This is a genomic window from Lacimicrobium alkaliphilum (assembly GCF_001466725.1).
Taxonomy (GTDB): Bacteria; Pseudomonadota; Gammaproteobacteria; order Enterobacterales; family Alteromonadaceae; genus Lacimicrobium; species Lacimicrobium alkaliphilum_B.
In genome coordinates, this window is record NZ_CP013650.1 from 1051791 (window position 1) to 1064123 (window position 12333).

Here is a 12333-nt window from a genome sequence, read left to right on the forward strand (position 1 = left end):
TATGAGTAATAAAGAACCACTGCTGTTTCTGTGCCATCGCATCCCTTTCCCGCCGAATAAAGGGGATAAGATACGTTCATTTAATATCCTCAAACAGCTTGCCGGGCAATATGATATTTATCTGGCGGCGTTCGTGGATGACGACAACGACTGGCAGTATGAAAGAGACCTGCAACCGTACTGCAAAGAGATGTCACTGCTGCCACTGAACCCATTGTGGGGCAAGGTCAGGGGGCTGCTTGGTATGTTGCTCGGCAAACCCATCAGTCTGCCTTATTTTTTCAGCAGCCAGCTCCAGCAGTGGGTGACGGCTAAGATCCGCAGCGCCGGGATCAAAAAAGCCTTTGTCTACAGCTCGGCCATGGCGCAATACATCGAAAAGGCGACTCTGGATAAAAGGGTGGCGGATTTTGTTGATGTGGATTCAGACAAATGGCGCCAATACGCCGAGAAAACGGCCAATCCGCTGATGAAACTGGTTTATCGGTGGGAATACCGGACTCTGGCGGCCTATGAGAAGAAGATTACCGCCGCTTTTGATGCCGTTACGCTGGTGTCTGAGGACGAAGCCGGCTTTTTTCGTGAACAATTAACGGCAGAGCTGGCGGCCAAAGTGGATGCCTTTCCCAACGGTGTCGATGGTGAGTTTTTTAATCCGGATACCTGCGGGCCACGGCCCATAGCCGATAATTATCTGGTCTTTACCGGCGCCATGGATTACTGGGCCAACGTGGATGCAGTGCTGTGGTTTGTTGAGCATGTCTGGCCGGTAATACACAAACAGCATCCGGCGCTGAAATTTGCCATTGTCGGCGGTAACCCAACAGACAAAGTCAAAGCCCTGGCTCGCCGGGAAAATATTCTGGTTACAGGCCGAGTCGAAGATATCCGCCCCTATATCAAACATGCGCAACTGGCAGTGGCCCCGCTTCGTATTGCCCGCGGCATTCAGAATAAGGTGCTGGAAGCCATGGCCATGCAACAAGCCGTGGTGATGACCAGTATGGCGGCCGAGGGCATTCGGCTGCCGGCGAACCAACAGACTCTGGTGACCGATGAGGCGGATCTGTTTGCAGCCAGTTGCCTGGAGATGTTATCCCAGCCAGACAAAATTGCTGCACTGGGACAGGAAAACCGTGAATGGATAGCCCGTCACTACCAGTGGCAAGCTGTGGTAGAAAAACTCGCTGCGGTACTCAAGTAGCAGTAATGGAGTCTCTGTGATGTCTGAAGGTTTAGCGAAAAGAGTCAATCTGCTCAGCATCTTAGTGCTGCTACTGGCTACCTGGCTGGGGTTGTTCTGGGACAGTGTGATGGCGACGGTAGCCATCTGGGAAAGATCGGAGACCTTCGCCCATTGTTTCCTGATCCTGCCTATCTGCATCTATTTGCTGCATCGTGACTGGCCTGCACTGAAACAGCTGCCAATCAAACCCAACTTATGGTTACTGCTGCCGCTGCTGGCTACCCTGATTTTCTGGTTGTTCGGTGACCTGGCGCATATTGCTGCGATTGAACAGCTGTCCACCTTTATGATGCTGCCGCTGATGTGTTGGCTGGTGCTGGGTAATCAAATCGCGTCAAGAATGTGGTTTGTATTGCTGTTCTGGATGTTCAGCGTGCCTGAAGGGGAGTTCCTGATCCCCGCACTGCAGGAGGTCACTGCTGATTTCACTGTAATGGCGATTCAGATGACCGGTATTCCGGTATACCGCGAGGGGCTTTATATTGCTATTCCCGGCGGGCTGTTTGAGGTGGCGGTGGCCTGTTCCGGTATCCGCTATCTTATTGCCTCGCTGACTCTCGGCTGCCTGTTCGCTTATCTGACCTATTACAAGTGGCACAAACGCCTGTTGTTTGTGCTGTTTGCGCTGGTGTTGCCCATTGTCGCCAATGGTCTGCGTGCCTACGGTATTGTGATGATCGCCTATATGACCGATATGGAGTACGCCACCGGTGCCGATCATCTGGTCTATGGCTGGCTGTTCTTCGGTGTGGTGATCTTTATTATGTTTTCCATCGGCAGTATCTGGCGCGATCCTGAGCCGGAACTTAAGTCACCAGAAGGCGCCGATACCAGGGCATTGCCGCTGCGCAATACTGCATTCGCCTGGCTCAGTGCCGTGATCCTGATCCTGGCCGCAATAGGCTATAACACCTCGGCCCGGGATATTCAGCGTCCTGCAGCCCCAAATCTTAAGGCGTCCTGGCCGGTGGCACTGGATATGGAAAGTGCCTGGCTGCCGGTATTCCAGAACCCAGACCTGGAATATTCGGGTAAGTACCAGCAACTGGATTTTTATGCGGTCTGGTATGGGCATAACGCCGAAGACAGCAAACTCATCAGCAGTGTTAATCAGCTTTATAACCGCTCATCCTGGACCCGGATTAACAGTCAGAGCCATGCAGATTACCAGTTGCTGGAGATCTCAAGCCTGGATGGCCACCGCAGAATGCTGGCCTACAGCTATGTGACACCCTGGCTGCAATCGCCCAGCAATATCAAGGTCAGACTGACCCAAGCCCTGCAGGCCTTAGCCGGGCAGCCACAACAGGGTATGGCGCTGGTGATTTCGCAACCGGTTCAAAACGACGATGATCGTAACGCCTTCCGTGAGCGGGCGGAGGAGTTTTTCAGTCACAATTATCAGCAGGTGCTGAATGACAACCGCTAGTCTGCCAGTGCGCCATATTGCCCATGTACTGTTCCGTTTCGACACCGGCGGGCTCGAAAACGGCGTTGTGAACCTGGTCAATCGTTTGTCACAGGAGGGTTACCGGCACAGTATTATTACCCAGAAAGGGGTTAACCCGGAATTTGCCAAAAGGGTGACGGCGAACAACGTCGACTATCATGATCTGAACAAAGCCGAGGGCAATGATTTTTCTATGTATCTGCGTCTCAACAGCCTGTTAAAGCGGCTGCGCCCGGATATTCTGCATACCCGCAATCTGGCGACGCTGGAATCTCAGGTGGTGGGCTGGTGGCGGCGTATTCCGACGCGGATCCATGGGGAACACGGCTGGGATGTCAGCGATATAGGCGGCACTAATCCAAAGTATCAACGCCTGCGGCGACTGATTAAACCTTTTGTGCATCAGTATGTGGCCCTTTCCGGCGAAGCGCGGGATTACCTGTTACACAAGATAAAGGTTCCGCCGCAGCGCATTCATCATATCTGCAACGGTGTGGATATGGACAGATTTTCCACTCCGCCGTTACCGGTTTCGCCTTTTCCGGAACAACAATTACCACCGCAGGCGCTGGTGTTCGGCACTGTGGGGCGTCTGGCCGAGGTGAAGGATCAGGGAACGCTTATTGAAGCTTTTGCGCTTTTATGTAGCCGTTATCCGCAGCACCCGCTGAGGCTGATGCTGATTGGTGACGGCCCCATGCGTGGAAAACTTGAGCAACAGGCCAAAGAAGCCGGCATCGCGGAGCAGATCTGGTTTGCCGGTGACAGGGCCGATGTGCCGGCACTGATGAGCAAAATGCAGGTGTTTGTGTTGCCGTCACTGGCCGAGGGCATTTCCAATACCTTTCTGGAGGCCATGGCATCCGGATTACCGGTGATTGCCACTAATGTGGGGGGGAATCCGGATCTGATGCCGCCGGAGCACAAACACAGCCACCTTATCGGGGTTCAGGATACACAGGGGTTAATGCAGGCCATGAGCCGATATATCGATAACCCCGATATGATAACTGAAGATAGTGCCTTGGTAAGAAAACACTGCCAAAGCCACTTTAGTCTCGCTAACATGGTGGCAAAGTATCACCAACTCTATCAATCACAGACAGCGCAGTAAGGATTCAGGGGAATGTGCGGAATAGCAGGTATTTTTCAACTGGCCAGTGAAGGACAGCCCAGCGAGGCAGTACTGGCAAAGATGAACAACATCCAGGAACACCGGGGGCCGGACGCCGGCGATTACTTTTTTGATCCCGGTGTGGGTCTGGCCCACCGGCGGCTGTCGATTATCGACCTTGAAGGCAGCCCGCAGCCCATGCTTAGCGCTGATCAACGTGCCTGCATTGTATTTAATGGCGAAATCTACAACTTTAAAGAGTTGCACGCGGAGCTCGAAAGCAAGGGCTATAAATTCAATACCCATGGTGACACTGAAACCATCCTTAATGCCTACCTGGAGTGGGGCGAGGACTGTGTTCAGCATCTGCGCGGTATGTTTGCCTTTGCCATCTGGGACAGAGAAAAGCAAAAGCTGTTTATGGCCCGCGACCGTATCGGTATCAAGCCGTTTTTCTATTCTTTACTGCCTACCGGCGAATTTGTATTTGGCTCAGAACTCAAAGTACTGACCGAGCACCCGGCTTTTGATCGCAAGCTGCGCGATACCACTATCGAAGATTATTTTACCTTCGGCTATGTGCCTGAGCCTTATACGGTTTATCAGAACAGCTTTAAGCTTTCCCCGGGCCATACCCTGACTCTGGAAAAAGGCATGCGCGCATTGCCAGAGCCCAAGCAGTACTGGGATATTCCCACACAATGGGATGCCGATCTCAGTGCCGATGAGGTACAGGGCGAGCTGATCGAGCGGCTCAAGCAGGCCGTGGATATCCGTTTGGTTGCCGATGTGCCACTGGGCGCATTTTTGTCAGGTGGAGTGGACTCCAGCGGCATAGTGGCGCTGATGTCACAGCTGCAATCTGATCCGGTCAATACCTGCGCCATCGGCTTTGATGTCAAAGCCTTTAACGAAACCGAGTTCGCACAGATGGTGGCCGATCGCTATCACACCAATCACAGGGTGGAAACGGTACAACAGACGGATTTTGATCTGATCGACAAACTGGCATTTTTGTATGATGAGCCTTATGCCGACAGCTCGGCCATGCCCACCTACAGAGTCTGTGAGCTGGCCCGTAAGCATGTAACGGTGGCTCTTTCCGGTGATGGCGGGGATGAGCTGTTTGCCGGTTATCGTCGCTATAAGATGCACCTGCACGAAGAAAAGATCCGCAATATGTTACCGCTGGGTTTGCGCAAGCCGATTTTCGGCCCCTTGGGCCGCCTGTATCCGAAGATGGACTGGGCACCGAAATTCCTGCGCGCCAAAACTACCTTTCAGTCTATGGCCATGGATACGGTGCAGGGTTATCACAACTCCATGTCTATTCTGCGCGCCGATGAACGGGCCAAACTCTTCTCAAAAGAGTTTCAGAGCAGTCTGAACGGCTATAACTCACTGGAAGTGTTTAATCGCTACGCCGACAAAGTTAAAGGGCTGGATCCGATGAAGATCGCCCAGTACCTGGATATGAAAACCTATCTGGTGGGCGATATTCTGACCAAAGTGGACAGAGCTTCCATGGCCCACTCGCTGGAAGTGCGGGTGCCGATTCTGGATCATAAATTTGTGGAATGGGCCTTTAAGAGCCCCTCTGATCACAATCTGCACAACGGCATTGGCAAGTACTCCTTTAAGAAATCACTGGAGCCGCATCTGCCTCACGATGTGCTGTACCGCAAGAAGATGGGTTTTGCGGTGCCGCTGGCCGACTGGTTTAAAGGCCCGCTTAAAGACAGGCTCTATGATGGTCTTTTATCCAAACAGATGACCGAATCAGGCTATTTCAGTGGCAAGCAGCTCAAGCGTCTCATTGATGATCATGTGTCCGGCGTGCGCGATAACAGCGCGCCGCTGTGGACCCTGATGATGTTTGAGTCCTTTATGCGCCAGCAACTGGGTAAAGCCGCATGAAGATACTGCATATACTGGATCATTCGATTCCTCTGCACAGCGGCTACACTTTCCGTACCCGCTCTATATTGCGGCAGCAGCATGCCCTTGGCTGGCAAACCTGCCACGTCACCAGCCCCAAGCATGGCAAGTTTGAACAGGATATCGAAGAAGTCGACGGCCTGAAGTTTTACCGTACTCCGGTGCCCAACGGGTTGTTAAGCCGGTTACCGGCCCTGAGTCAGATGGCGCTGATTGCACCCATGCGCAAGCGCATCCTCGAAGCCATCGAAGAAGAAAAACCCGATGTGCTGCATGCTCATTCACCGGCATTAAACGGTATGGCGGCCCTGCAGGCAGGGCGTAAAACCGGCTTGCCGGTGGTCTATGAAATTCGCGCTTTCTGGGAAGACGCGGCGGTGGATCACGGTACCTGTAAAGAGGGTGATCTGCGTTACCGTCTGACCAGAAAACTGGAAACCCATGTGGTCAGACAGGCCGACAAAGTCACTACCATCTGTGAAGGGCTGAAACAGGATTTGCTCAGCCGGGGGGTACCGGAATCGAAAATCACCGTGATCCCGAATGCGGTGAATATCGAGCAGTTTAATCTGATTACCAATAAAGACAGCCAACTGGAAAAACAATTTGGTCTGCAGAATAAGAGAGTGCTGGGATTTCTGGGCTCTTTTTATGCTTACGAAGGGTTGGATCTGCTGATCAGGGCGATGCCTTTTATCATCAAACAGTTTCCCGATGCCGTATTGCTGCTGGTGGGCGGCGGGCCACAGGAACAGAACTTAAAGTCTCTGGTTAAAGAACTGGGTATCGAAGATAAGGTGATTATGCCGGGTCGGGTACCCCATGATGAAGTCTCAGGTTATTACAGCCTGGTGGACTTACTGGTGTATCCGCGCAAATCCATGCGCCTGACCGAACTGGTCACCCCCCTCAAACCTCTTGAAGCCATGGCGCAGGGTAAACTGCTGCTGGCCTCAGATGTAGGCGGGCATAAAGAACTGATCGAGGATCGCAAAACCGGCTGGCTGTTTAAAAGTGATGATGTGCAGGCCCTTGCCGGCAAAGCCGGTGAGGTACTGGCCAACCAGGGCGACTGGCCGCAGGTGATTGCTAATGGCCGGGAGTTTGTCGAAAAAGTACGTAACTGGCCCAACTCGGTGGCGAATTATCAGGCCCTGTATAAGGAGATTTGCGGTGGCTGATACCTTTCGCGGCCTGCATATTTGCCTGGTGGGCCCGGTGCCGCCACCGGCTGGTGGCATGGCCAATCAGACCAGGCAGCTAAAGCAACTGCTGGAACAGGATGGCGCAAAGGTTACCCTGGTGGCGGTTAATGCGCCCTACAAACCAGCTTTTGTGGCCAAAATTCCTGTGTTAAGGGCAGGTTTTCGGTTATTACCCTATTTCTGGCGCTTACGTCAGGCCATCAGACAGGCCGATGTGGTGCATCTGATGGCCAATTCCGGCTGGTCCTGGCATTTATTTGCGGCACCGGCCATACGGGTTGCCGCCGGGTTGAAAAAGCCGTTGCTGGTCAATTACCGGGGCGGACATGCCGAACCTTTTTTTCAGCAATCCTGGCCAAAAGTGGAAGCCTCATTAAATAAAACCCAAGGCATTCTGGTTCCCTCACCTTATTTACATGAAGTGTTCGCCAACTGGGGTAAACAGGCTGAAGTGGTGCCCAATGTGCTGGATGAAAACACCTTTTATCCGGCTAAGGAAACAGCTACCGACAGGCCTTTACATCTGATTGTGACCCGTAATTTAGAAGCGATTTATGATGTGGGGTGTGTGATCGATTGTTTCGCAAAGGTTCTGGAGCAACATCCTGATGCCCGGCTTTCTATCGCCGGCAGTGGCCCACAAAAGCAAAGTCTTGAACGTCAGTGCCAACAACTTGGTATCAGTGACAAGGTCAGATTTTTAGGGCGGTTGGATATCAGCGAAATGGCAGAGTTATACCGCAGCGCCGATGTGATGCTTAACGCCAGTACCGTGGATAACAGTCCTAATTCGCTTATCGAGGCCATGGCTTGTGGTGTGCCCATCGTCAGCACTAATGTTGGCGGTATCCCTAAGCTGGTGACCCATGAGCAGGATGCCTTGTTAGTGCCGCCGCGCCGCCCGGACTTGCTGGCCGAACAGGTATTGAGATTACAGGCCGAGCCGCAGCTCAGAGAGCAACTGATCAGCGAAGGGCGAAAAACCATCGCCAAGTTTACCTGGGCCAGGGTAGGGCAGGCGCTGTTGACACAGTATCAACAGGCCATCGGCAAGAGTAAGGAGGCGGCATGAGTTCTGTGTACACCAAATTGGTTTCGGGGGTGTTGTTTCCGCTGCACGAGAAACTGAAGAAACACAATACTGTGGCAATTCGCAAAGCACTGGAGCAGAGCCAGTGGCATTCTCCTGAGCAGCTTAAAACGGCTCAGTCACAACGATTACAGCAGTTTATCCGCACTATCTGTGCCCATGTACCTTATTACAAAGAGATGATGCAAAACCAGGGGCTCACTCCCGATGATATTCAGTGCTCAGAAGATTTGGTTAAGCTACCCTTTCTGGATAAACAGACCATTGCCGATAATTTTGATGCTCTTAAATCAGATATCGCCGGGCCGTTGAACCGTTTTAATACTGGCGGCTCCAGCGGTCAGCCGCTGATTTTCCTGCTTGGTAATGAACGGGTATCTCATGATGTGGCCGAGAAGTGGCGGGCGACCCGCTGGTGGGGGGTGGATATCGGCGACAAGGAAATTGTGGCCTGGGGTTCGCCCATTGAGCTGGGAGCGCAGGACAAGGTTCGGCTGGCCCGCGACAAGCTGTTTCGCTCACAGCTGATTCCGGCATTCGATATGACTGAAGAGAAGTTGCGTGGTTTTATCGCCAGCATCAAAGAAAGTCGCCCCAGGATGCTGTTTGGCTACCCTTCGGTGTTTGATTTATTAGCCAAAACTGCTGAAAAAGCCGGTATCAGACTGGATAATCTCGGTATTAAAGTGGCATTTGTCACCTCCGAGCGTCTTTACCCCTACCAGCGCGAGAATATTTCAAGGGTGTTTGGTTGCCCGGTGGCCAATGGTTACGGTGGCCGCGATGCCGGCTTTATCGCCCATGAATGCCCATCCGGTGGTATGCACCTTTCCTATGAAGATATTGTGGTAGAGATTATCGACAAAGAAGGCAAGCCGTTGCCCGCCGGTGAGGCCGGTGAAATAGTGGTGACCCACCTTGGTACCAGCGAATTTCCTTTTGTCCGTTATCGTACCGGTGATATTGCTGTGTTGTCAGACAAACGCTGTGCCTGTGGTCGCGGCCTGCCGATGCTGGAGTCTATTGAAGGGCGCAGTACCGACTTTGTGGTGGCAGCAGATGGCACCATGATGCATGGTCTGGCACTGATTTATATTCTGCGTGATATGGACGGCATCGAAGCCTTTAAAATTACTCAGGAGAGCCTGCAACTGACCCGGGTAGAAGTGGTATCCAAACAACAACTGACAGATTCGATGGTTAAGCAGATTGAAAGTGGCTTTAAGGCCAGGCTCGGCGAGGAAGTTCAGATTGATGTGCAGGCGGTGGCGGAAATTGCCGCAGAAAAATCCGGCAAATACCGCTATGTGATCAGCAAGGTGGTGCAATGATAGACAGTATTTATCTGCTTATGGTGGTGTGTGCCATATGCTATCTGTTTTATTGGTCAAACAGTCAGGATGATGATTAATGCGTGATTTACTGATGGTTGGCTTCCTGTTTGTGGCCATCTATTACTCTTTCAAACGCCCCTATATCGGTATGGCAGCCTGGGTCTGGATCGCCCTTACTGCGCCGGCCGAGTGGGCCTTTGGTTTTTCTCAGGAATTCCGTCTCAACCTGACCATAGTGCTGGTGACCGCGCTTTCCTGGTTGTTTGTAACCAGGAACAAGTCGTTCAAGATGACCGGGCTGACGTTCTGGGTGCTGATGTTTGGCCTGTGGACGCTGATCACCACCAGCTTTCACCTCAACTCCGATTCAGACTGGATCTGGGGCTACTGGAACCAGTTCCTGAAGATTCTGGCGCTGTTCTTCTTTATCACCCTGACCATTACCAAACGCCTGCATATTGATACCTTTGTCTGGGCCATTGTGCTGGCGATTTCTGCTTATGCGGGTATGGAGGCGGTGAAGTACGTGATCTCCGGTGGCAGTCATCGCATTACCGGGCGGGCGGGCATTATTGCCGATCGTAATGATCTCGCCGTGGCCATCAATATGTGTATTCCACTGGTGATCTATCTGATTCATATCACCAAACACAGATTATTACGTCAGGGTCTGTGGGTGCTGCTGCTGCTGAATATTCTCAGTATCGTCGGTACCTTCTCGCGGGGCGGTTTTATTGGCTTAACGGTACTGGGCTTTGCCTTCTGGCTGAAGTCGAACCGCAAACTGGTGTGGGCCATCGCGGCAGTGATTCTATTGCCGATTCTCTATGCCAATGCTCCCGAAGACTGGCAAGAACGACAGGGCACGGTGGCCACCGCGGCAGAGGAAGACGGCTCATTTATCGGCCGTATCTGGGCCTGGAAAGTGTCGACCATGATTGCTCTGGATAACCCTGTAACAGGGGGGGGATTCCGGTCGGTGACCGAGCCAACCTTATGGAACTACTATGCGCCGCTGACACCGGAATTCGGCCCGATTTACTCCAAGCCGATTCCCGATGGCATCAATCCCAAGTCGGCCCATAATATTTATTTTCAGGTGTTGGGTGACCATGGTTTTGTGGGGTTGTTTATCTTTTTGATGATGTTACTGCTGGCGCTGCTGAATAATATGAAAAATGCCAGACTGGGCAAGCAATATGGTGTGTACTGGTACCATCAACTGGGTAATGCCATGACCCTCTCCCTGGTTGCTTATGGTGTTACCGGAATGAATGTAAGCCTGGCTTATTTTGATCTGATTTATGCCGTGATAGGTCTGGTGGTGGTGATGAATATAATGCGGCCACAGATTATTGCCAGCCAGAGTGTTCCAGATAAGGCAAAAGCTTCGTCAGCAGTGCCAAAAGCACGGGCGCTTGCCGGGAGCAGGGCGGGATGACGACACCTCAACCCCCTCAGGATCCGCAGCAGCAGGCAGCGCAGAATACAAAAGTACACAGTAAAGTTTACACGGGCTCGGCATTTATGCTGGTGACCCGGGTTGGTGTGAAATCCATCGGCCTGGTCAGTTCTATAGTGCTGGCGCGCCTGCTGGTGCCGGAGGATTTTGGTTTGGTGGCTATCGCTATGGCTATCTATGCCTTTATTGAACTCTTTGGGGCCTTGGGCCTGGGTACGGTTCTGATCCAGAGCCAGTCCAATGACAGGGATGATTACAATACCGCCTGGACCTTTAAGGTACTGTTCGGCCTGGTTTCGGCAGCGGCGATGGCCCTGGCGGCACCCCATGTGGCGGTCTTTTATGCAGATCCGCGGCTGGAGAATGTGATTTATGTAATTGCTCTTGCCAGTATTCTTTCCGGGGCAGCCAATATCGGCGTAGTGAACTTTCAAAAGGACATGGACTTTCGCAAGGAGCTTAAATACCAGTTGGTGCCAAAGATTATCAGTTTTGTCATCACCCTGACCCTGGCCTTTATTTACCGCAACTACTGGGCACTGGTGATTGGTATGGTTTCCAATCAGTTGATTATTTTGCTGTTCAGCTATTGGATGCATTCCTTCCGTCCGCGTTTTGGCCTTAAGTCTTTTAATAAGCTGTTCAGCTTTTCGCGCTGGTTGTTGCTGAATAATGTGTTGTTTTATCTAAATGACAGGTTGAGCCAACTGATTGTGGGTAAAATGCTCACTCCCACTGCAGTGGGCTTGTATGCCATGGGTAAAGAAATTGCGCAGCTGCCGACCATGGAAATGGCCAAGCCTATCAATAAAGCCACCTTCCCGGTTTATTCACGCTTTAAGAATAACTTTACCGAGTTACGCAAAGCTTACTTAAATACTGTTGCGTTAACTGCCAGCATCACTATGCCGGCGGCACTGGGGATTGCCCTGATTGCACCCTTGTTTGTGGAAGTGGTGCTGGGAGATAAATGGCTACCCGCTGCGCCACTGATCCAGTTACTGGCTTTGTCCAGCATGCTGACCAGCCTGACAGTCAATAACGGCTATATCTATATGGCCTGCGGCAAGCCAAATATTATGTTTTTAATAAATTTAATTCGCACTGCCATGTTCTTTGCCTTTTTTATTCCGCTGCTGGATTTAAATGGCATTGTCGGCATTGGCCAGGCCAGGCTTGTCACTACCCTGATTATGCTGTTTGGCGCTCAGGCGGCTGTGGTGCTGTTTCTTAAACTACAGGTATTGCCCTTGTTAGCGGTATTCTTGCGCCCGACCCTGGCCTGCATGGTAATGGGGGGCGCAGTGTTGTTGATTCAGCAGGCTGATTGGCTGCCGGGGCAGGGGCTGTCGCTGTTAATGCAGATTATCGCGGGTGGCCTGAGTTATACCCTGGTGTCATTGCTGTTATGGCACTGGCAGGGCTACCCTGAAGGGCTTGAGCGCACTGTGGTTGAGCGGATTTACCCTGGTTATCTGCAAGGTAAAGTGTGAG

General features: G+C 52.1%; 9 protein-coding genes. All 9 read left to right on the forward strand.

Features of this window, described 5'->3' with window-relative positions:
• Nucleotide 1 precedes the first annotated feature (1 nt).
• The 9 genes from AT746_RS04775 to AT746_RS04815 all read left to right on the forward strand — a co-directional run bounded on the left by AT746_RS04775 (nucleotide 2) and on the right by AT746_RS04815 (nucleotide 12332).
• Nucleotides 2-1204 carry a TIGR03087 family PEP-CTERM/XrtA system glycosyltransferase gene (locus tag AT746_RS04775; RefSeq protein WP_062477179.1) on the forward strand — a complete coding sequence of 401 codons (1203 nt, stop codon included), beginning with the start codon at nucleotides 2-4 and terminating at the stop codon, nucleotides 1202-1204.
• 19 nt (nucleotides 1205-1223) lie between these two features.
• Nucleotides 1224-2675, forward strand: coding sequence for an exosortase A (gene xrtA, locus AT746_RS04780; protein ID WP_062477182.1), 1452 nt, complete (start codon nucleotides 1224-1226; stop codon nucleotides 2673-2675).
• Nucleotides 2662-3810, forward strand: a complete 1149-nt coding sequence (locus AT746_RS04785) for a TIGR03088 family PEP-CTERM/XrtA system glycosyltransferase (protein ID WP_062477185.1) — start codon at nucleotides 2662-2664, stop codon at nucleotides 3808-3810. The genes xrtA and AT746_RS04785 overlap by 14 nt, the downstream gene beginning before the upstream one ends.
• A 12-nt stretch (nucleotides 3811-3822) precedes the next feature.
• Entirely contained in the window at nucleotides 3823-5727 is a 1905-nt protein-coding gene (locus AT746_RS04790; protein ID WP_062477188.1) for an XrtA/PEP-CTERM system amidotransferase, read from the forward strand.
• Nucleotides 5724-6929, forward strand: coding sequence for a TIGR04063 family PEP-CTERM/XrtA system glycosyltransferase (locus AT746_RS04795; protein ID WP_062477190.1), 1206 nt, complete (start codon nucleotides 5724-5726; stop codon nucleotides 6927-6929). The genes AT746_RS04790 and AT746_RS04795 overlap by 4 nt, the downstream gene beginning before the upstream one ends.
• Nucleotides 6922-8025, forward strand: a complete 1104-nt coding sequence (locus tag AT746_RS04800) for a glycosyltransferase family 4 protein (RefSeq protein WP_062477194.1) — start codon at nucleotides 6922-6924, stop codon at nucleotides 8023-8025. The genes AT746_RS04795 and AT746_RS04800 overlap by 8 nt, the downstream gene beginning before the upstream one ends.
• Entirely contained in the window at nucleotides 8022-9374 is a 1353-nt protein-coding gene (locus AT746_RS04805) for a phenylacetate--CoA ligase family protein (protein ID WP_062477196.1), read from the forward strand. Before AT746_RS04800 ends, AT746_RS04805 begins: the two co-directional genes overlap by 4 nt.
• Nucleotides 9375-9453: 79 nt before the next feature.
• Nucleotides 9454-10818 carry a putative O-glycosylation ligase, exosortase A system-associated gene (locus tag AT746_RS04810; RefSeq protein ID WP_082633154.1) on the forward strand — a complete coding sequence of 455 codons (1365 nt, stop codon included), beginning with the start codon at nucleotides 9454-9456 and terminating at the stop codon, nucleotides 10816-10818.
• Complete coding sequence (locus AT746_RS04815) at nucleotides 10815-12332, forward strand: lipopolysaccharide biosynthesis protein (protein WP_062477199.1); 1518 nt, start codon at nucleotides 10815-10817, stop codon at nucleotides 12330-12332. The genes AT746_RS04810 and AT746_RS04815 overlap by 4 nt, the downstream gene beginning before the upstream one ends.
• Nucleotide 12333 lies beyond the last annotated feature (1 nt).

Coding starts and splice junctions, on each gene's coding strand:
- AT746_RS04775 (WP_062477179.1), top strand. CDS start 2: ATGAGTAATAAAGAACCACTGCTGTTTCTGTGCCATCGCATCCCTTTC.
- xrtA (WP_062477182.1), top strand. CDS start 1,224: ATGTCTGAAGGTTTAGCGAAAAGAGTCAATCTGCTCAGCATCTTAGTG.
- AT746_RS04785 (WP_062477185.1), top strand. CDS start 2,662: ATGACAACCGCTAGTCTGCCAGTGCGCCATATTGCCCATGTACTGTTC.
- AT746_RS04790 (WP_062477188.1), top strand. CDS start 3,823: ATGTGCGGAATAGCAGGTATTTTTCAACTGGCCAGTGAAGGACAGCCC.
- AT746_RS04795 (WP_062477190.1), top strand. CDS start 5,724: ATGAAGATACTGCATATACTGGATCATTCGATTCCTCTGCACAGCGGC.
- AT746_RS04805 (WP_062477196.1), top strand. CDS start 8,022: ATGAGTTCTGTGTACACCAAATTGGTTTCGGGGGTGTTGTTTCCGCTG.
- AT746_RS04810 (WP_082633154.1), top strand. CDS start 9,454: ATGCGTGATTTACTGATGGTTGGCTTCCTGTTTGTGGCCATCTATTAC.
- AT746_RS04815 (WP_062477199.1), top strand. CDS start 10,815: ATGACGACACCTCAACCCCCTCAGGATCCGCAGCAGCAGGCAGCGCAG.